Below are 21682 nucleotides of genomic sequence, written 5' to 3' on the forward strand. Positions count from 1 at the left end.
CTTTGTCGTTTCTTTCATCCAATCCTGTTAGCGAAACTTCCATCAGTGGGGGATTCAACCTGTTCATCCGTGATATATTATTAATGGGTCCATACCTCTTGCAATGTGTTTCTAAATAGCAGGTTTAAATCTGTTGTTGGATCAACAGCTTCTTTTTGTAAATGTTTTACATATTGTTCAAGTCGAGGAATTTCACTTTCGATAAATTGATTGATGATTTGTATTCTTGGCTCATAATCTAACTCGACACTTGCTATTTTTCTTTCTAGCAATGTAGTGATTTCGTCCTTCAATTTCCCATCGGGAACTAATGCTGCTAATAAAACCTGAAATTCATTTGGCGGGAATGTATTGTATGTTTCAATCCATTTTGCGGCTAGTAACGGACGTAAAACGTAAAAATATTTTTTAATTTTCACAGAATTTTGCTGCAGATAGTCCCGATAATTGCCATTGGCCATATGTAAATAGTGATATACGCCGGAGCTTGGGATAAACACATCTTTCTCCATATTGCGCATTTGATGGATCGTAGAATATGCCGTGTAATATTGTATGCTTGAATGCATCCATTCTAAAAGGGCTGGATTGGATTTGCGGAACAAACGTAAAGCTTTCGTGATTTCCCATCCATTTATATCAAGTAAATTATGGATAGGATGTTCAATCACATCTCGCTTGTTGTTATCAATGGATAAATACCATTCTGGTTTATGAACGTAAATAAAACGAACATCATAGTCACTGTCTTTAGACGGGAAGTCCCATGCCCTACTTCCTGATTCACATGCATAAACAATCTTCACATCAAATTCTAGTTCAATTCGCTTTAATTTTTGGAGTATTACCGGTTTCATTTTCCACCTCTACACGAAAATTTCGCTAACTATCATTTAAACCATACTGGAAAGTGCTAATTTATTCAACAAAAAAAGCCATAAGCAGGCTTTTTTAAGAAAGTTCAATGATTCCATCATTTTCCCTTAGGATCATTTGTTTGTAAGGAATTCTCCTTCCATGTCTGAACCCCATCATCTTCATCGAATTCGACGATGACGTCCGTAACACCTCTTTCATTGCTGATTGCTTCAACTAAACGGTCTTTTATATCATCTGCTTCGGCAATCGTAATTGATGCATCCAATTCTACTTCTAGTTCGACATGAAGATGCTCCCCTTCTTTTAATACAGTGATTTCTTGAATATCTTTCACATCGGGATCTTTAATGACCATATCGCCAATTTTATTACGAATTTCTGTATCAGATTCTCCAAGTACACCTGCTGCATTATCAAGGAAGACCCTCCCAACTACAAAGAACATCATCCCCCCAATCATGACAGAGGCAACCCCTTCTGCTTGAGCAAACATAGTGTAGTGTGACAGCAGAATAGCCACAATTGCGAGGACTCCTCCAGCAGTAGCAACGAAGTCTTCTAAAAAAACGAGTTTTGTTGCTGGTTTCGCTTTTTTATAAGCTCCAAAGCTTTTCGTAGCAATTTGAATCCCGGATGCCTCCACACCTGTTTCATGAAGTACTTCTTTCATCGCTTTAAATAATACAAACGCTTCAAGAATGACTGCTGCAATAAGAACTGTAAGATTAATCACAATCCCAGCTGAATGAGCTGGATGAATGATATGGTGAATTCCTTCTTTAACGGTTTCATATGACATGATGCCTACGATCAATACAGCTCCTAATAAAACAAGGTTGACAAGTCGACCAAATCCTTCAGGAAAACGGTCTGTAGGTGCTTTCTTACTAAGTGCTGAGCCGATGAATACAAAAAATTGATTGGCCGCATCTCCTATACTATGTAACATTTCTGCAAACATCGCGACATTTCCGGTAATAAAATAAGCAACAGCTTTTAAGATGGCAATAATTGCATTAACACATGCAGCGATAATTGCTGATTTATTACCTTGTTTTAATAATCTAAGTAATTCACTCATAGGCAGATTCCTCTTTCTTTTTGTATTGTTAAAGCCTAAAGATGGTTGAAAACAGTCATATTACTTTTATACTTTGAAGAAATATGCCCTTATTCTTTTATTCTAAATTCTTTATATATATGAACCATTTTATTTTAGTAAACTACCTCTAATGTTTTGAAATTATTCCATCTAACTTTTCAATTAACAATACAGCAAGAAAATTTTCCTGATTATTGTAGAGCAGTTACGGAAATGGATTTCAAGAAACTAATGCCTGAAAGTTTTAACAGAAGTTTATTCTGCACAGTAATGTTATTTTGCACATATACAGATAGATGATCCATTCTCATTTCCCTGTATTGTTCTAAATATTTTGGCTTACCAGGAACAGCGACTATTTCTTGTATACCTACCGAACAGCAACCATTCACTACTAAGTTTTTTACAGTTATTGTATTCCCTTTCGCTTCAATCCACTTTTTCGCTTGTTCTTCGATTTCAATAATCAAGCCCATTCACCCTTTCATTTTCTAATAGCTATTTCAATAAAGTGTAACTTCCTTTTGAGTAATGGTAACTGCTTCATCTAATTGCCTCAAAAATAAAGGAACCCTAAAAAACAAAATTGATTTCTGATTTTAGGGTTCCTACCTGCTTTATATAATTAAAAGTTTTTTTCACATACCTTGTTGTTTTTCTATTATATGTATACAAACAACATAGGTTGATTTCTGTTGGAAGTACTCGCTTATTTGCGGGCTTTCTAACGAAGCCTCCTCCGTACTTTGCACTTATGGGGTATCCCTAAAACAGGCTTCTCTAAGCAGGAATCTTGCCATCCGCTCCAACTGTTCGAATTGGTTTCTTGCTAAAACAACAAACTTTTGGAAAAGAGCCAAATAAAAACAATGCTTATTTTGTAATGTTTAGTAGTGGTTTTGACTCCAATTTAGATAATTTACATGATTAGTCAACTATTTTTTTTAATTTTGACGGATTATTTACCTTATACAAGATCTCTTTGTTGAATTTCTTATCAACAATTTTTCCGTCAAATTCAAGCTGATCTTGTTCTTCTAACTCAAGTTTTTTTAAAGTCTTGCTGTAGGCACACCACGCATCGCCAATAAACAATTCTGCTTCTCCCGTAATCTGGACATTTTCCAACAAAATCACTTCATCTTCTTCACCAGTGAAATGGTTCATTTTCGCGGTAAATTCTTTAATTTTTGCGGTGAAGTGAACTTTATCTTCAGGCAGCGCTAATTTAGGTTTCTTTTCTTTCTTTGGTTTTTTTTCTTTAGGCTTCTCTTCTTTTTTAGCTACAATATCTTCAACTGGCACTTCAATGGTGTCATTAGTAACCTCAGATGTTGCATCAAAAACAGTACCACTCAATAATTCTTTGCCGAAGTTGTTACTTTGCATTTCCTTCAAAAAGGCTGGATGGATACAGCTTAGTGAACCATCTTCAAATTCAACAACAATTGTATTAAATCCGTTCGAGTATGCTTGGTAGCCTGCAAGTTTTACTTTTCCTTGATAATAGGGCGTTTTATACCATAGATCATCTTTAACCGATCTGGCGGTAAACAAACTCCATTCTATGCCTTTTTCAATATATTCTTCTCTATTTTCAAATGTTAAAAATTCGCCAACAGGCGGAATTATATATACAGCATTTGCCAAACAAAACACTCCTCTAAATCTTCTTTTTATCAGTTTATCAAAATCTCAGAACATTTAACAACAGTGGTTATCATTGGTATAACAATGTGTTAATGCTTTAAAGCTTCTTATACAAAAAAATGAGGATAGCCCAGAAGTTTAGTGGCCAGACTCCGCAACTAGTACATACAGTTTAGTAAAAGTGTAAGTAACACTATAAACTGTCTGGCGTGCTGAATCAGACCCTTTAAGGACATCCTCACTCTTTTGTTTTATCCCGCATTAACGGGCAGTAAGACCCCCACCTCAAGGTTTACAGGAATTAAAGATGCGTAAGTGGGGCAACTGCCCATAAAAGGCCGATTGGTGAGATACAGTGAAACTTACCTTTGTGGTCTTCAAAGGTTAAGTTGAGACCCACAGGATGTCGGTCACTCAGACGTTGTCGCAGGGCTCGGCGTACTTAGTCTAAGTTCGCTGAATCGGGTTCCTAGTGTCGCGCTTTATTTACCTTCGCTGCGTGAAAGTAAATAAAGCGCGACACTAGAGCGGGGCTAACAATCAGTAGGCGATGAAGCTCCCACTGATTGAAGTTTCACTTTATCTTTGGAACTGTACGCGATGCAAATTCGCGAATATTCCACCCTGATCAATCAACTCATCATGCTTCCCTTGCTCAGCAATTCCTTCTTCAGTAACAACTACGATCCGATCAGCGTTTCGAATCGTCGCTAGCCTGTGAGCAATAACTAAAGTCGTTCTATTCACAGCAAGCTCAGTCAACGCTTCTTGAATAATCATCTCAGTTTCTGTATCCAATGCCGACGTGGCTTCATCGAGAATTAAAATTGGCGGATTTTTCAAAAACATCCGTGCAATAGCGATCCGCTGTTTCTGTCCACCTGATAATTTTAGACCTCGTTCTCCAATTTGGGTTTCGTATCCATCTGGAAGGCCAGCAATAAAGCTTTCAAGATGAGCTTTTTTTGCGGCATCATAAATTTGTTCGTCTGTTGCACCTAGCATTCCATATGCAATGTTTTCTTTCAAAGTTCCTGTAAATAAAAACACATCTTGCTGCACAATGCCAATTTGTGATCGAAGTGATTGCTTTGTCATCTCTCGAACATCAATCCCGTCGATTTTAATGCTACCATTAGTTACATCGTAGAACCTTGGAATTAAGGAGCAGATTGTTGTTTTTCCAGCTCCCGATGGACCGACAAAGGCAACTGTTTCACCTGCATGAATTGTCAGATCTATCTCGTTCAAAACCGTTCTTTTATCGTCATAACCAAAGCTTACTTTAGAAAACGAGATGTCACCTAGTAACGATTCAACTATCTCAGCCCCTGGTTTATCTTGTACGTCTGGGTCGACATCAAGAAGTTCAGTAAACCGCTTAAAGCCAGCCATCCCTTTTGGATACAACTCCATCAAGGCGCTAATTTTATCAACTGGTTTAAATAACACATTCACATATAAAACAAATCCTACCATTTCCCCGTACGATAAACGATTTTCATAGACTAACCAAGCACCAACTACTAATACGGCAAGTGTCATAAAGCGAGTCATCATGTAAATTCCTGATGAACTGAAGGACATCACTTTATAGCCGCGTAGCTTTGCTTTTCTAAATTTCTTGTTATTGCCAGAGAAGCGATCCATTTCATAATTTTCATTTGTAAAAGATTGGACTACTCGCACACCTGAAACACTGTCTTCCACACGTGCATTCACATCTGCTACTTCTGTATACATTTGCTTCCAAGCTTTGTTCATTTTCATATTACTGAATATTATAAGTACTACAAGAAACGGTAAAATACAAACTGTCACAAGAGCAAGTTGGATATTAATTGTCATCATAATCCAAAAAGCACCAAAGAATGTCATAACAGCAATAAATAAATCCTCTGGTCCATGGTGGGCAAGCTCACCGATATCAAACAAATCATTCGTAATTCGACTCATAATATGACCTGTTTTCGTATTATCGAAAAATTTAAAAGATTGCTTCTGTACATGTTGAAACAACTGCTGACGCATGTCGGTTTCAATATTAATTCCGAGCATATGACCCCAATAGTTCACGATATACTGCAATAATGTACTGATTATGTATAGCACTAACAATCCAACACTCACAGTTGCAATTGTTGGCCAATCTTCCCCAGGTAGCAAACTATCGATGAACCATTGTACAGCAAGTGGAAAGGCCAATTCAAGCAAAGCCACAATAACAGCACAGCTAAAATCAACTATAAACAAACGTCGATGTGGTTTATAATAAGAATAAAATCGTTGAATCATTTATCATATCCCCTTTCATATAATACTAGAATTATAGAACCAGCGCAGGAAATAAACAAGTACTCCAAAGATCTGGACTAACACTATTACTGCTAATGGAGTCTTTGCTTTTCCACCTTTAGATCGGCTTCTTTCGTCAGAAAATAAGCTAGTTTCATTTCTGTTTGAAGTAATAACGATGTAGATAAATATAAATGCCCCTAAGAAAATTATTCTTCTTAGGGACATTTTTTCAGTATCAACCTGCTACAATTTAAAAACCGTTCACATAAAATTCTACAGTTTCTATTTCTTCATCAGTTAACACTCTTGCAAGCAATTGTGCAAGTTCTTGTTCAATGTTTTCTTTATTTCCTTCGTGTTTTTTAGTAAGCTGTGCTGATAGCTTCATGAAGGACAATTGCTTTTGGAATTCATCCTTAGTTAATGGAGATTGATGATGGGAGAGAAAAACTGTCTCTGCCTCAAAGGATTCTAATTTCTGTATTAGCTGTAATGATTTTTCCACCGTATAATTCCATTTTTCCGCATATAGATTGGCATATAAACAATCCCCTAGAAATAATATCTTCTCTTCTGGCAGATAAATAATAGTCGAATCTTCAGCATGATCTCCGCCTACATGCTCAATCATACATGTAACACCGCCAAGATTAATTTGGAGTGTTTTATTAAAAATAATCTGAGGTAGTGAAAGAACGATAGCCCGTTCATTCCCTAATTCAAGCTTAATTGCGTCTGCACAAAATGGAATTTCAATTCCAGCCTCAACACGCTCGTCCAAAAAAGAATCTTCCCAAGATAATGTTTGCATATGCTTAAGCTTTTCAGCAGTTTTTTGTTGCGCGATGACAGGAACTTTGATTTCACTTAATCCAAAAACATGATCCCAATCTGAATGGGTAAGTACAAGATAATCACCTTTTACTGCGTGTTTTGCCAATTGCTCTCGAAACAATTTTGTATGGTTCACAGAATTTCCTGCATCAATCAATAGCGTGTGATCATCTCCGACAACCGCAGCTAATACAGGGCGATCCGTTTTTTGAACAGGCGTTAAATAAAAAAAACGTTCCGAAATTTTCACTAATGTTTGCATGTTGCTCACTCCTCGATGTTAAAAACATAGATCATAGTAAAATGAATAATCAATTTCTCTTAAAAGAATTCGTTTTATTAACATTTACTTATTCTCTAAAGTGTTTATTCTTAATTTATTGTACAACAACTAAAGGTGGTAATCATCTCGATTTTGAAAAAAATGATCTTATGATTTACTTTAATTTATTCAACTTGCAAACTTAAAATAAAATTCCAACCTAAATTGTAGGTGTCAAGATATAAGTATATTCCTCTTTGTAATAAAGTGATATCAATTAGTGGGGAGTTCGTCATCCACCACTGATGTTAGTCCAGTTCTACTTTCGCTAAATCTTCGATTAATCTCCACTACGAACTAAGGTTCAACGAATCACAGACTAAGTATGACGTGTCCTTTAGTCTTTCATCTGTGTGATCCACATCCTATGGGCGCAAACTTTACCTATGCATAACTCTCGGTAAGTTTCACTTTATCTTACTAGTTGTCCTTTAATACCAAAAAGCGACGCCTTTGAGCAACGTATACGCCATCACATTCGATCCTAGTCAGACAAGCATAAGATGAATACCGCGGCGTAGTTTGCCACAGAGCATAACAGCTTCTGACTTGAAGAAGGGCTAGTAGCCGCAAATAGGCTAGGCAGTTGTACCCCCATTACGCATCTATGATTCCTCTCATCTAAGCCTTGAGGGGTTTTACTGCTCGTTTTTGCGAGATAAATATATCTTTTATTTTGTCTCTTTTCGTAAACATTGTTGTTTTTAGCAAGAAACCAATTCGAACAGATGTTGATTGTAGTGGAAGGTGCGAGACTCCTGCGGGAAAAGCGTGTTGAGGGAGACCCCGCAAGTGCAAAGCACTGAGGAGGCTTCTGAGACCGCCCGCGGAAAGCGAGTACCTGCAACGGAAATCAACCCGGGATATTAGTGAAAAAATGATTGAAAAGCAACAAAGTATGTGAAAACAGCCTTTATTTTTAACATACCCTATACTTTCCATTAATAATAGAACTTTTCGAATGTTATATATTTCAACTTAAATTAATGGAAATAACAATGATTTCATATTTCAAAAGCTAAGCTACTTGATACCGATTGGATCAGATCCACATTTCTAACTATCTTTTTTCTATTACTAATTGACATATTAAACGAGATATCGAATGTGAGGTCAGACTTCACATTGGGGCTACTTTTATTTCAACACAAGTATATTATCATTCATGTACATCCAATTTTGTGGAAATGACAGGCCGATATGCCAAAATGTGATCCCAGCTAATCGATAGCCGTCAATCATTTCATATTTTGCTGTTATACTCCGAATATCCTCAAACCAAACGATATGCTGAATTCCAGCTTCCCAATATGTATACCAAGGCGATGCTGCAGCCTGATCGTACTCAATTTCACTCCATTTTACAATGGCTTGATTTTGGGCATTATTAACTGAAGTAGCTGTTGTAGTATTACTTGGAATCATCCAGTCATATGCATATAATGGCATAGCTATCTGAAGCTTATTTGATGGGATATTGGCAAGCGCATACCGTATTACTTGAGCCATCCACCAAAGGGGAGAAATGGGATTCGGTGGTCCCGTTGGATAACCGTAATCAATTGTCATTATCGCAACAAGATCAGCCACTTGCCCAATCGCACGATAATCATGCCCTCCAACAATTCGATTGGTAAAATTATCATTTGTTTTTGAATGAAGATTCACATGAAGAATGCGATTCCCAAGTGCATTTTTTAATTCTCTAAGTAATAATACATAATCTCCTCGTCTTGCTGGCGGGATAAATTCAATGTCCATACTTACACCGCTATACCCTTTTTCTTCGATGAAATTCATCATCGATCTTACTAAATTGTTACGATAGACAGGATTGGCTAATACAGTTCCAACCAATTCAGCATTAAAGTCTCCGTCTTGAAAATTTCGAATCATCAATAGTGGTTTCACTCCGACTTGTTTGGATTTCTCTAAGAGCGGACGGTCGTCTCCATCCACATATGCAATTCCTTCATTAGTAAAGGAGTAAGCTACGATTGCCAAATAAGTCAGCTGGTAGGAATGCTTTTCAAGGTTATTAAATACCGTTCCTCCGCTAACGGGAAATGCAAAACCGAGTGTAATTAGCTGATTTTTGTACGGTGAGGGCACGCTAATCTTTTGATTGATTTGAAGGTTATTCAGTTCCATACCCGGATTTGCTTGCTGGATTGCTTGCACATTCGTCCCGTAAACGTTCGCAATTTCAAATAGTGTATCTCCAGGTTTTATATAATACAACCGATTTCTTAATGTATGATCTGGGATATAAAGCGCAAGTCCAGGTACGATTGCCTTGCTTGAATTTAAACCATTTATAGTCATAAGTCTTGTCATATCAATCTTATACATGAGTGAAATTGACCAGAGTGTATCACCGGTATTCACCACATGAATTGCCATTTCTCCACCTCATTCCATATCTCCATGTTTGATTTTTAACTTTACAAATTAAAATCGCGCATTTTTTGGCTCCAAAAGGCTGGATTTCCCCTTACGTTATTGTAATTTTCCTTTCTATAAGTTTATGGATCTCTTTCGTTTAGTTATGTCTATTATAAAAATTATATTTTGTTGAAACCTATTCCAAGAATAAAACGTCTAATATTATAAGAAGACTCACTTAATTGGAGGATTAAAAATGCGTAATTTAAGGGTTATAAGCCTAATTCCCCTTCTTCTGACTTGCATAATAGCTTTCATAGATGCAAAATCTTCTTTAAACAAAATGGAAGGGTATACTAGTAATGATGTAGGAAAGTCGACGTTTTCAATTGTACGGGATGTCGGGGATCACAGAGGAACCCATTACATCTTATGTAGAAGTAAGGTGAATATCTTCGATCATTTATTTGAGGTGAACAATTTACATACATACTGCGAAGCAGAAACGCTTCATTCTATGATTATGGACTTTCAAGAATAAAGCGTTTAATCGCTATATTAGTAAAGCAAGGGTTTATTAATATTGATTATTGCTTATTTGATTAACTCTTTAATATCATAAAATTTCCCATTATCCAATTCTGGTTCAAGCAGCAACTCGATCAAGATATTTGCAACAAATTCAGGTGACCGTAGCATTCCTTTCTCCTTATACGTATGAAATCTCGCAGAATCTGCAAAATCAGTCTCATTTGCCGACCTGATCACTTTTTGCATATTTGTATCCATTACACCTGGGGAAAACGAAATGACGTACGCGGGATTTTCCTCTCTTTGTTGTTCAATTCCAGCGACTCTTGTAAACATTTCAAGACCCGCTTTCGAACTACAATATGCGCCCCAGCCTTCATAATGATTCTTAGCTGCCCCGCTTGAAATATTGACAACTATTTTCTTATTATTGTACCCTTGTGTTCTTTTTATAAATGAATCAGTTAAAATCGCCGGAGCCAAATAGTTCAGTTTTGCTTGTAAAACAAATGTGTCTATATCTAGTTCTCCAATTCGGTTTATCGGTTCAACCATACCAGCGTTATTAATGAAATATAGCTCATCTACATCATTTTTCAAATGAGAAATAATTTCATCCATAACACTTTCCAATTGATTTGTTTCCGTTAAATCTGCGCTAACAAATGTAAGTCTCCCACTCGTTTGCGTGGTTTTATGATAAAGCTCTTGATTAATGGTTCTTGCAACTAGTATACATCGGAAGCCTCGATCAAGACATAACTTTGCCAATGCAGCACCTAGTCCGTTAGAAGCTCCTGTTATAATAAATGTTTTCATATTTTCCCGCATCTCCTTATTTTGTATGAAAATGTGCATCATCTTCATGTTTATGGACTATCTAAAAAAGCACCTGGAAATCTTTACGAAAACCAGGCGTCTTAAAAAATTTATTCAACAAAAGGTGGAGCGGAATCTGGATTTTCAATTTCAGAACGTCTTTTTAGTCGAATAAACTTAACGATATTTAACACAATCGTCTTGATAACGGAATAGGTAGGGATCGCAAGAATCATCCCTAAAATTCCTGATAAATTACCCGCTACGAGTAACACAAAGATAATCGTTAATGGATGTGTATTTAATTTCTTTCCAATTACTAGCGGAGAAATAAGATTACTATCAAGCTGTTGAACAATAACAACAACGATTATGACCAGGCCAGCTTGTAAAGGTGAATTTATTAATCCAACTATGACAGCAGGTGCTGCTCCTAAAAATGGGCCAACATAGGGAATAATGTTTGTAAATGCCCCGATTAATGCCAAGACAATGGCATATGGGAGATCAATGATTAAATAGCCGATAAATGTTGCTACTCCGACAAACAGACAAACTAAGAACTGACCTTGAATATAAGTGGACAATGTTGCTGCTGTTTCACTTAATAATGTAATTCCTTCACTTCGATAATGAGCTGGAATGAATTTTGCGATCGCATGGGGCAATTTATGTCCATCCTTCAACATATAGAATAGAACGAATGGCACCGTAACAATAATTAATGTAATATTCGTTACTACACTAAATACCGAAGATAAACTTGTGTTTAAGTAACTAGGTAAGTCTTTCACAAAATTTACTAATGTTGTTTCCATCTTATCAAGTGATACATAATTTTGATTCAATAACCATTGATATTGCTTAGAAGCAAGGAAATTATTTAAAAATTCTCGACCTTGCCCAATATATTCTGGAAAATTATTCACCAAGTCCGTGATTTGTTTAGTTAATGCTGGTCCAATTAGACTGCCGAGGATGGCAATGATTCCTACAAATAAGACAAAAATCAATAAGATCGCTAAGCCTTTGGGTACTCTTTGATTCGTCAAAAAAATGACTACTGGATTGAAAATAAAGTAAAGAAAGCCAGCGATTAAGACTGGAAAAAACAATGTAGTAGTAAAGATTACGATCGGCTCAAACAAAAAAGAGATTTTTGTTGAAACGAAAATCAAAAGAGCCATCAATAATAACTGTAAAGTCCAAAACTGTAATTTTGACTTCGATTTAAACAAGTTGTTCCCTCCACTCCCACTTACAAAATAATTTTAGTTGCAACATTTACCTATCTACCAGACTAAGGAAAACACGGGGTGTAATACATGCAGTCTCGCTAAAGTAATTTGTATTTTTTTCCACATTAACAAGCAGTACCCTTCCCACCTCATGTCTTCGAGGAATCGTAGGTGGGGGATGAAGCCTCCACTTCTGATTGAAGTTTCACTTTTTATTGAAATTTTTATTCTAATAGAGCTTCCGGTTATAAAATTGGTGCCAATAATCTCGATATAGATTCTTTAAAGCGAAGCCATAATGAGCGTTTATGATAGTCTTCAAGAGTAAGTTGCTTTGAAACTTTAATGTCTTCATCAAAAGCATCTGTAAGTGTATTGGCGAATTTGCAATTGTAAATAAAGGCGTTTACTTCGAAATTTAATTTGAAGCTTCTCATATCAATGTTCGATGTACCTACTGAAGCAGTTTCATTGTCTACGATAATCGTCTTTGCGTGTATAAAGCCATTATCGTAAATATAAATCGATGCTCCTGCCTCAAGCAACTCCCCAATATATGAATAAGTAGCCCAATATACGAATATATGATCTGGTTTATTTGGTATCATTATGCTTACTTTAATACCCGACAATGCTGCAATACGGAGGGCATCTAACAAGCTTGCATCAGGAACAAAATAAGGAGTTTGAATCAAAATGGAGTGTTTAGCCGACATAATTAACTTGATATAACCATTTTTTATTTGTTCCCATTTGGAATCTGGACCACTTGTAACAATTTGCATCCCAATGGAATCAAGAGGAGATTCTATTTCTGGAAAGTGCTCAGGAACAAAGCCAATATCATGGTGCTTAGACGCCTCGTTCCAGTCAAGAATAAACACCGTCTGAATAGCATAAACAGCCGATCCTTGAATTCGCAGATGGGTATCACGCCAATAGCCAAATTTCGGATTTAATCCTATGTATTCATCACCAACATTAAAGCCACCGATATAGCCGATCCTACCATCAATAATGACCAACTTACGATGATTACGGAAGTTAAGGCGCAAATTAATAAAGGGCAAACGACTAGGGAAGAAAACTTCAACTAAACCTCCTGCTTTCCGAAACTCCTTAAAAAAACGCTTCGTTAATCCACGGGAACCTAGCTCATCATAGAGTATGCGTACTGTGACGCCTTCCTTTGCTTTCAACGTCAACAGATCAATAAACCTTTTACCTAGTTCGTCCTTTTTAAGGATATAATATTGAATATGTATATGATCTTTTGCCGCTTTAATATCTTCAAACAATTGAGCAAATTTTTCTTTGCCATCTATAAAGATATCAACAGAATTGTCTTCTGTTAGTACTGCATCATTCGTTCGTAAATGCATATAAATCAATTCTTTATTGTCTTCGGTGATCTGATTCCTAAAATCAAATTGATTTAAATTCAATTGCTCCTGTTGATTTTTTAGAATAGCATCAATCCCGATTTTCTCGCGACCTTCCCATTCAAAGTGATGAGCACGTCGTAATGTCCTGCCGAAAATTAAATATAGGATAAAACCAGCCACAGGAAGAAAGAATAACACAAGTAACCAAGCCCAAGAAGCTCCTGCATCTCTCCTTTCCCAAAAAATAACAAACAAAGCAAAAAGAATATTTAATCCCAGCACAAAATTAAATAATATTGAAGTTATTTGCGCCTCTATCTCAATCAACACCTTCAAATATTTCTTAGTATTATTAACAATACCATGCAAGTACGGATAAGAAAAGTGTATCTGCTTGTATCTTATATTTTACCGATATAGTAGCATATACGATAATCATCTAGTAAAAGTTTCAATTTTTATTCTGTTCTATAAAAGAAAAGGAGACGGGCTCTGTAAATTTTAACAAATTTACTCGCTCCGCCATCAATAATGGTTAGTTTTCTTTTTTAATCATATTCCCTTCAACAATTTTGAATGTATCCAATTACAAATAACTATTGTTCATAATGACAATAGTTATTTCTATTTTTTTGTACAAAGTACGTATCTTATCCTGCTACATGATGAATTTCTAGTAACTTCACTGCAACCGCTTCTGCAAGTGCTTTAGCAGTTTCAGGAACGTATGATTTTAACAACGAATTAGCCATAGGTGCTTTCAATCCTTTTGCAATAATATCCAAATGCCCAGTCATTTTCGTTTTGTTCTCATCAATCATTTCAGCTTTGAAATATCCACTGCCTAAGAAATTTTCATTCATTCCTGTTAGGTGGAATTTGACAATCTCTGGTCCCGACCATTCTGTTATATCCACTAGCAGCTTTACCTTTTTCTTAAGCAACCCAAGATCACTTATGAATTCCCATGTAGACTGGTTCTTTGCCATAACCGTATGTGTAATATATCCTGGTACTAGTGGAGCCCAATTATCAATCACACTAACAAATTTCCAAATATTTTCAATAGATAATGGTATTATTACACTATGTAAACCACTCGCCATTAGCTCATCTCCTCACAAATTTCTTACTTTACTGTATATATGTAGACAAGCTAATTAGAACAAAAATCCTCAAATATTAGCTATTTCTCCTTATCCTTTCTAACAAATAAGAGGCATCTCCATAGAACAAATTTGCGTTGTCGTAGCACACGATAGAAACGGTCAAATCCTTTTGCAAGTAGTAGGGATAGATCGTATTTCCTTTACAACATTAGACGAGGTATTAGGATATCATATAGATCCTTCTCTTTGTATGCACTGATACTGCAACAAATTATATGATGTTTGAAGTAATGAAATGGATATTTATGAAAAAATGCGATAGAGGCTTGGATGACTGATAAAAATACACTATCAGACAAACCTGTATGGAACAGCATTGGACAAATTCTTTTTTCGAATCGATTTTATGAATAACAATTTGTTATTCATTTTCAATAGCAAATTTTTTTTAGAAACGAGCCTAAAAAAAATAGCCTACAGGGAAAACACACTAAGTTTTCGTGCTTCTACTTAGGATCATTCAAAATAAATTCCATGTTTTATCTGATTGATTCAATAAAAAAAGCCCTTGTACAAGGGCTAAAAGCAAGTATCTATTTATTTTAAAGGTTTATCCTCGTCTTCCGCCTCTACCGCCGCGTTTAGATTCGGTGCTGCGTTTAAGAGATGATAAGTTATCTTCGCTAGCCTTTAAAAATTTAGACATTTTATCTTCAAAGGTTTCTCTTGGTTGAAAATTACTTTTATGACTATCATTCTTACGGAACGGACGCTTATTGTAAGACGGCGTTTGTCCCTCAGGTTTATCAATAGCTTTTTTAATTGATAATGCTATTTTACCTTCTTTTTCACTTAGTACTTTTACTTCAACTTGATCTCCTATTTTAAGGTGATCATTAACATCTTTTACATAACTGTCTGCTACTTCGCTAATATGAACAAGCCCCGTTATGTTCCCCGGCAATTCTATAAATGCACCAAAATTTGTAATTCCTGTAACTTTACCTTGTGTCTTGCTGCCTATTTCGATTGACATTAAAATAATTTCCTCCTAAATGTATCAATAACACAATTATAACAAATTACTGTGATTTTTTACATCTATATTCTATAAAATAACATCATAACTTATGGCTATTGTAATTTCAATAAAGAATAAATTTCTGATTTAAACAAATTATACCTCATAGGCGGTGAATATTATGAAAAAAGAATCACCTAAGACTGATATCTCAGGAACTGAATATCACGAAGTTAAAGCTGACAACATTACCGGGTATGGTGAATTAGACGAACATGTTGATAATGGTCTTAACTACATTTATTAATGTAAATACTTTATCAACATACTTATAAATAATGAAAACTACAGCAAATAGAACTATTAAAGCTCCTGCTATGAGAATAATATAATACATTTTTTCATTTCCTATAACAATTAAAAAAATATATTTGCGCAGTTGCATTCAATTGGTTGCAAATTTAGTAATTAATATATTGTCCTGCCCTTATCAGACACCCATTTTTAACGAACTATTTGTCATCAAGCAACGATTGCTCGCTTATTTGGGACGTTCAATCGAAAATTGTTCACCAAGCTTGGAATAATTATTACCTGCAAGTCTCGCTACTGGATTTAACCCTAGCGCATCTATCCGGCCTTCATGATAAAGAGATTCCTCGATATGATAACGAACTACTCTTCCAATCAATAAGTCACAACCCAATTCCAAATCATTACCACCTAATGAAATTGCCCGTTCAAGTTTACATTCAAAGCGAACTTTTGCTTCATTAATTCCTGGTACAGTAATTTGTTCACTTTCAATAATGGTAAAATTCGTTCTTTCCAATTCACTTTTATCTAGTGGTAATTCTGCGGCTGTTTCATTTGCACCGGCTACAAGATCACCATCGATAATATGAATAACCAATTCACCTTTTTCGAGAGCATTTCGTGCAGTATCTTTTTGAATGCCAGCTTTACGCTGTACCGACACAGAAAGCAATGGTGGATTTGAACTAACAATATTGAAATAGCTGAATGGAGCTGCGTTAATGACGCCCTCATTAGATAAAGTAGTCACTAAAGCAATCGGTCTCGGAATAATGCTCCCAACCAGAAATTTGTAATTATCCCGCTCACTCATCGTTTCTGGATTCAAAGAAATCATCTGATCACCCTTTTAACCAAAATGTTTTTGAAACCAAACCCCTGCCTCTTCTACTTCAGAACGTGTCAGCTGGTGGCCAAAGTTTTCCCACTTCACTTCAACCATCGCGCCAGCCGATTGAAGCAATTGACTTAAATCTTCGGTTTCTCTCGCTGGGCATATTGGATCATTCACACCTGCTGCAATAAAGACAGGGATCCCGCTATTATTCGATAATTCAATTCCTCGTCTTGGCACCATCGGATGATGAAGGATGGCCCCTTTCAACGCTTTCTCATAATGGAATAGCAAACTTGCAGCAATATTGGCACCATTTGAATAGCCAAGCGCAACGATATTTTTGCGATCGAATTCGTATTCTTTAGCTGCTTGATCAATAAATTCATTTAATTCCTGTGTGCGAAACACCAAATCTTCTTCATCAAAAACACCTTCAGCAAGGCGGCGGAAAAAACGAGGCATTCCATTTTCTAACACATTTCCGCGAACACTTAAAACAGATGATTCAGGCGATACCATCTCTGCTATTCCTAGTAAATCGGTTTCAGTCCCTCCTGTCCCATGTAAAAGCAATAAAACAGGTGCCTCTAAATTACTTCCTTTTTGAAAAATATGTTTCATCATTACTTATCTTCCTCCAATACTCTCGGAATTGCCGGTAATAAAGCTGTTTCCATTGATTCTCGTTTCTCTTCCAACCATGACGGGAGCATTAAATTACTCCCCATCGTTTCATATGATTCATCATAAGCAAACCCTGGTGGATCAGTGGCAATTTCAAATAATATGCCACCATGTTCTCTAAAGTAAATCGCATCAAAATATTGCCGATTCTTAATCGGCGTTACCCCAAAGCCAAAGCGACTTATATGCTTACTCCATTCGTGATGGTCAGCAAAATCATTGGCACGCCAAGCAATATGATGAACTGTTCCTACACCCATCGAGCCCATTGGTAAAGCGACTTTTTTCACATCAATCACATTTCCAATATCAGAATTTGATTGAAATCTAACAAACTCTCCTTCTTCTCCTACTTTTTCTAGTCCCATGACTTCTACTAAAGTTTTCATTGTTTTTTCTGGAGCAGCCGTTAGTAGGACAGCGCCACCAAACCCTTTAATGGCTTTATTAGAAGGTACGCCTCCAAACCCCCACTCGCTATTCGCTCCAGCTTTACGGGCTACAAGTTCTACATGTAAACCATGAGAATCTTGAAACTGAAGATAATCCTCGTCAAATCTTCTACGTTTTTTAAAGGTAATTTTGAATTTTGTTAAACGCTCCTCCCAGAATCCCAATGTATCTTCAGGTACTACATAGGAAGTAATCCCAACTTGTCCAGACCCTAAACGACCGCGATAAGCATTTGGCCAAGGGAAAAAAGTAATAATTGACCCAGGAGAACCAGTGTCATTACCAAAATATAAATGATACGTGCCTGGATCATCATAGTTTACAGTTTTCTTAACCATTCTTAAACCAAGGACACCCGCATAAAAGTCGACGTTTTCTTGCGGATTACCGACAATAGCAGAAATATGGTGTATTCCTGACGTGTGCTTTTGCATATTGATACTACCTTTACTTGTTATTTTTTTATTCAATGGTTTTTATTTTGCCTCAATTTATTTTGAGGGACAAACTCATCCATAATTATCTTCGTTCAAATATCTCGAATTAAAGATAACTCTTTTTTTTTATGTTGTCAATACTCCTTATACTTTTTTTGTATGAAGGACATGGGGTCGGGGCTTAACGACTTAGTATAATAGCCAATCAATTTATCAGGTATACTATTTTTATTGAATTCGTCCAAAAATTCCGGCTCCGCACCGCCACCGTTGAGATTAGGCGAGTGTAGCGTGCTTCATGAAATTTCCTTTAGGGTAAAAAGTGGCGTTTTAACACCGTTTTCGTTTTGAATAAAGAATATTATAAGGTTTCCCGTTTTTCAAAACAAAATCCAAGGAATTACTCGTCATTTCCTATACAATAGTAGTAAAGACTAATCAAGGAGGCTATAAATATGGCTGAACATCAATTTCATTTACACGCTATTTGGGAAGGTGGTCGAAACGATACTGGGATAATAGAGGCTGGCAATCTTAAAACAAAAATAAGTATTCCTCCTGAAATGGATGGACCAGGTATCGGAACAAATCCAGATGAAATGCTTCTTGGAGCAGCAGCAACTTGCTACATCATAACGTTAGCGGCAATGATGGAAAGAAGTAAGCTGGAAAAAGAAAAAATCACCCTTCATTCAGAAGGCATTGTTGATGTTACTAACGGTGTGTTTACATATAAAAAAATTATTCATCGACCTACAATCGTTCTTAAACAAGTTGCCAATGAAAGTGAGCATCATTTAGCAAGAAAGCTCGCCGAAAAAGCTGAGACATCGTGTATGATTTCACGAGCCCTTAAAGGGAATGTAGAAATTTCTTTAGAAGTAGAGATCACATCTGCAAGCTAGAGAAAGAAAACTAAATAGCCCTTCAAATTCCTATTTAGAAACTCTACCTCCACTCTGTAAATCATTTTTAGTCTTGTATAGTTTCTCACCTCTTAGCAAAAAGTAACGTTGGAGGTGAACATAATGAGTAAAATTAAAAAGGATCATTCCAAAGCAAGCCTACGTTCTTCACAAGTAGAAGGTCAAGGTACCACCACTCATGAAACAGGTTCGATTCAAGTACCTTCATCAAACAAGAAACAAAAACGCAGTTAATCACCTATCATACCCTTATATTCTAAAGAACTAACTAATTAAGAAATGGTGACTCAGATGACTAAAAAAAGGAATACAAAACAACATACAAGACTTTATATTGAACCTTCAGACAGTCCTAAACTTGTGATCTCAACGAATTTGGACCAAAATTCCGACGAAGAAAATCCATATTTAGCACAAAAAGAAGGAATTAGTAAGCAAGAAATTGAAAATTTTTTTAATCAGTAAACATATTGAGGATATCCAAAAGGGTCAGACCCTTTTGGATATCCTCTTTATCTGAATGGCCAGGCTGATATTCTTCTTAGCATGTATAATCATTCCTATACGTATACGTAACACGTACGATTAGAACACCATTTTTACTGTATTTTATTGTAATATTGAATACCCGTCAGACTACCTTCATCAATCATTCTTGAATCTCCGATATCGTATGGATTAGGATGACCTGCTTTTTCTAATAGTAGAACTACTTCACTTGGTTGTTTTTTCCAATAATTCAGTGTTTTCGTTTTTATTTTAGAACATGCATGTACCAATTTCTCCCGACTGTTTTTCGTTGATACTAAAGAAACACCCGCAATTCCTACGCTAAGTATGATACATCCACGTACAGATTTCACTAATCCCATCACTACCAACCTCCTTTTAAATTACTTCTTTATACCACTATCTGAAAACTTCTAAACAACGACTCCATCTTATTCCTAACAAAAGAAAAACTTTTCATAATTACTATATGACACTAAATACTAAACTGTTATGTTGTTACATTATGAGTAAAGAGTTATACTACTGTTATGGGGTGATATTATATGAATAAAACTGAAGATTTGTTATGCCCTCGTTTTGAAAAGGGTACGCAAATACTCGGAAAACGCTGGACGGTACTGATCGTCAATCAATTATTAAACGGACCTCAACGATTTTGCCAAATAGAATCTGCCTTTCCAATTAGCGGACGTATTTTATCAGAACGACTAAAGGACCTAGAGCAAATAGGCATCATTAAACGCGAAGTCTTCGCTGAAACACCAGTACGTATTGAATATTCTCTAACTGATAAAGGAAATGCCCTTGCACCTGCTGTCAGAGAAATCCAAAAATGGTCTCAAGAATGGATCGAAAATGAGTAATGAAGAAGTTTGAGTATAAATAACAATGAAAGTAATCCAATACATTTGAGTTGGGTTGCTTTTTTATTTTTTATAACTATTTTCTAGGAATAGTTTTAGAGTAATATGGGTACATTTTTTAAAACTAGGAACTATTATTTGATTTTTTTACAGGTGGTGAAGCATATGAAGGTAGTAGATTGTATCATTATTGGTGGCGGTATCGCTGGGTTACAAGCCGCCATTCAAATGGGGAGATACAAACATTCCGTTCTCGTAATCGATTCAAATCAAGGCAGATCCACAATTACCCGGGGATATCATAATATTCTCGGCTGGCCGGATGGAATTAGTGGACCCAAATTAAGAAGTCTCGGTAAACAGCATGCAGAGAAGTACGGTGTATCATTTATCAATGACAAAGTAATTACACTTGAAAAATATAACAATACATTTACTATACGCACTTTACAAAAGCAAACCTTTTCAGCAAACACCGTATTTTTAGCCACAGGATTGAAGGATCGTTTACCAGACTTACCCAATCTCCAACAATGCCTTGGTGGTTCAATCTTTATTTGCCCTGATTGCGATGGCTATGAAATAACTGATAAAAAGACGATTGTTTTTGGAAGCGGAAACACTGTTGCTAAGATGGCGATTACCCTTACATATTGGTCTAATCAACTAACAATAATCAATCATGATAAAAGTGAAATTAGTGAAGAGAACCGCTCAAAATTAAAAGCTTTAGAAATTCCAATTATTGATGAACCAATTAGTGAAATTGTATTAAATAAAAACAAAGAACTTATTGGTTTTTTCCTACATAATGGTGATATGCTTAAAGCTGACCGCGGATTTTGCGGCTTTAATGGCAATCAAATAAACAACAATTTAGCTAAACAAATTGGCGTACAATTAAATGAAAGCAATCATGTTGTCGTTAATCCGCGGACAAAAGAAACGAATATCAAAGGGATTTTTGCAGGTGGTGACTTAATTTCTCATTCCGAACAAGTGACCATTTCAATGGGTGATGGCTCACAAGCTGCGATATGGATGCATAAGCAGTTGCTCGGCGAATCTAGGGCTGAATAA

Annotated in this window: 22 protein-coding genes and 1 pseudogene; 7 read left to right on the top strand and 16 right to left on the bottom strand. The window is 36.1% G+C overall.

Going from position 1 to position 21682, the window contains the following annotated elements:
- Positions 1-80: 80 nt before the first annotated feature.
- From V179_RS0110145 to V179_RS0110205, 11 genes are all read right to left on the bottom strand, one after another.
- On the bottom strand, positions 81-857 hold the full coding sequence (locus V179_RS0110145; protein WP_028391343.1) for a nucleotidyltransferase domain-containing protein: 777 nt from the start codon (positions 855-857) through the stop codon (positions 81-83).
- A 116-nt stretch (positions 858-973) separates the two neighbouring features.
- A complete protein-coding gene (locus V179_RS0110150; protein ID WP_028391344.1) occupies positions 974-1960 on the bottom strand; it encodes a cation diffusion facilitator family transporter in 987 nt (328 codons plus the stop codon).
- A gap of 212 nt (positions 1961-2172) precedes the next feature.
- Entirely contained in the window at positions 2173-2451 is a 279-nt protein-coding gene (locus tag V179_RS0110155; protein ID WP_028391345.1) for a CC/Se motif family (seleno)protein, read from the bottom strand.
- A gap of 457 nt (positions 2452-2908) precedes the next feature.
- Positions 2909-3631 carry a hypothetical protein gene (locus V179_RS0110165; protein WP_028391346.1) on the bottom strand — a complete coding sequence of 241 codons (723 nt, stop codon included), beginning with the start codon at positions 3629-3631 and terminating at the stop codon, positions 2909-2911.
- A 579-nt stretch (positions 3632-4210) separates the two neighbouring features.
- The gene (locus V179_RS0110170) at positions 4211-5926 is read right to left on the bottom strand and encodes an ABC transporter ATP-binding protein (protein ID WP_028391347.1); all 1716 of its coding nucleotides are present in this window, start codon (positions 5924-5926) and stop codon (positions 4211-4213) included.
- 253 nt (positions 5927-6179) lie between these two features.
- Complete coding sequence (locus V179_RS0110175; RefSeq protein ID WP_028391348.1) at positions 6180-7025, bottom strand: MBL fold metallo-hydrolase; 846 nt, start codon at positions 7023-7025, stop codon at positions 6180-6182.
- A 1197-nt stretch (positions 7026-8222) separates the two neighbouring features.
- Positions 8223-9488, bottom strand: a complete 1266-nt coding sequence (locus V179_RS0110180; RefSeq protein WP_028391349.1) for a glycosyl hydrolase family 18 protein — start codon at positions 9486-9488, stop codon at positions 8223-8225.
- A 576-nt stretch (positions 9489-10064) separates the two neighbouring features.
- On the bottom strand, positions 10065-10820 hold the full coding sequence (locus V179_RS0110190) for a (S)-benzoin forming benzil reductase (RefSeq protein WP_028391351.1): 756 nt from the start codon (positions 10818-10820) through the stop codon (positions 10065-10067).
- A 110-nt stretch (positions 10821-10930) separates the two neighbouring features.
- A complete protein-coding gene (locus V179_RS0110195; RefSeq protein WP_051405015.1) occupies positions 10931-12007 on the bottom strand; it encodes an AI-2E family transporter in 1077 nt (358 codons plus the stop codon).
- Positions 12008-12303: 296 nt separating this feature from the next.
- Entirely contained in the window at positions 12304-13761 is a 1458-nt protein-coding gene (cls, locus tag V179_RS0110200) for a cardiolipin synthase (protein WP_235179103.1), read from the bottom strand.
- Positions 13762-14093: 332 nt separating this feature from the next.
- Positions 14094-14549: a CoxG family protein gene (locus tag V179_RS0110205; RefSeq protein ID WP_028391354.1), complete on the bottom strand. Its 456-nt coding sequence runs from the start codon at positions 14547-14549 to the stop codon at positions 14094-14096.
- A 109-nt stretch (positions 14550-14658) separates the two neighbouring features.
- Between V179_RS0110205 and V179_RS30695 the strand changes: the two are divergent.
- Positions 14659-14848, top strand: a pseudogene (locus tag V179_RS30695) (IS1595 family transposase); the annotation flags it as partial.
- Between the two features lie 314 nt (positions 14849-15162).
- Here the strand turns inward: V179_RS30695 and V179_RS0110210 are convergent.
- On the bottom strand, positions 15163-15588 hold the full coding sequence (locus V179_RS0110210; protein WP_028391355.1) for a S1 domain-containing RNA-binding protein: 426 nt from the start codon (positions 15586-15588) through the stop codon (positions 15163-15165).
- A gap of 166 nt (positions 15589-15754) precedes the next feature.
- Between V179_RS0110210 and V179_RS32035 the strand changes: the two genes are divergently transcribed.
- On the top strand, positions 15755-15880 hold the full coding sequence (locus V179_RS32035; RefSeq protein WP_268745189.1) for a hypothetical protein: 126 nt from the start codon (positions 15755-15757) through the stop codon (positions 15878-15880).
- Positions 15881-16114: 234 nt separating this feature from the next.
- Here the strand turns inward: V179_RS32035 and V179_RS0110220 are convergent, their stop codons facing one another.
- Genes V179_RS0110220 through V179_RS0110230 form a run of 3 tightly spaced genes read right to left on the bottom strand, consistent with a single transcriptional unit; the run spans position 16115 to position 18297 of the window.
- On the bottom strand, positions 16115-16726 hold the full coding sequence (locus V179_RS0110220; protein WP_028391356.1) for a flavin reductase family protein: 612 nt from the start codon (positions 16724-16726) through the stop codon (positions 16115-16117).
- A 12-nt stretch (positions 16727-16738) separates the two neighbouring features.
- Positions 16739-17350 (bottom strand): alpha/beta hydrolase, encoded by a 612-nt coding sequence (locus V179_RS0110225; protein ID WP_028391357.1) that lies wholly within the window; start codon positions 17348-17350, stop codon positions 16739-16741.
- Positions 17350-18297, bottom strand: a complete 948-nt coding sequence (locus tag V179_RS0110230) for a ring-cleaving dioxygenase (protein WP_028391358.1) — start codon at positions 18295-18297, stop codon at positions 17350-17352. The genes V179_RS0110225 and V179_RS0110230 overlap by 1 nt, the downstream gene beginning before the upstream one ends.
- 458 nt (positions 18298-18755) lie before the next feature.
- Between V179_RS0110230 and V179_RS0110235 the strand changes: the two genes are divergently transcribed.
- From V179_RS0110235 to V179_RS31305, 3 genes are all read left to right on the top strand, one after another.
- Positions 18756-19205 carry an OsmC family protein gene (locus tag V179_RS0110235; protein ID WP_028391359.1) on the top strand — a complete coding sequence of 150 codons (450 nt, stop codon included), beginning with the start codon at positions 18756-18758 and terminating at the stop codon, positions 19203-19205.
- 120 nt (positions 19206-19325) lie between these two features.
- Positions 19326-19460 (top strand): YuzL family protein, encoded by a 135-nt coding sequence (locus V179_RS29995; RefSeq protein ID WP_152534766.1) that lies wholly within the window; start codon positions 19326-19328, stop codon positions 19458-19460.
- Between the two features lie 57 nt (positions 19461-19517).
- Positions 19518-19691, top strand: coding sequence for a hypothetical protein (locus tag V179_RS31305; protein WP_200868666.1), 174 nt, complete (start codon positions 19518-19520; stop codon positions 19689-19691).
- Between the two features lie 134 nt (positions 19692-19825).
- Here the strand turns inward: V179_RS31305 and V179_RS27730 are convergent, their stop codons facing one another.
- The gene (locus tag V179_RS27730) at positions 19826-20098 is read right to left on the bottom strand and encodes a hypothetical protein (RefSeq protein WP_034301003.1); all 273 of its coding nucleotides are present in this window, start codon (positions 20096-20098) and stop codon (positions 19826-19828) included.
- Positions 20099-20281: 183 nt separating this feature from the next.
- Between V179_RS27730 and V179_RS0110255 the strand changes: the two genes are divergently transcribed.
- Complete coding sequence (locus V179_RS0110255) at positions 20282-20602, top strand: winged helix-turn-helix transcriptional regulator (protein ID WP_028391360.1); 321 nt, start codon at positions 20282-20284, stop codon at positions 20600-20602.
- A 165-nt stretch (positions 20603-20767) separates the two neighbouring features.
- Positions 20768-21682 (top strand): NAD(P)/FAD-dependent oxidoreductase, encoded by a 915-nt coding sequence (locus V179_RS0110260; protein WP_028391361.1) that lies wholly within the window; start codon positions 20768-20770, stop codon positions 21680-21682.

Source organism: Bacillus cihuensis (assembly GCF_000504145.1).
GTDB classification, from domain to species: domain Bacteria; phylum Bacillota; class Bacilli; order Bacillales; family DSM-1321; genus Peribacillus; species Peribacillus huizhouensis.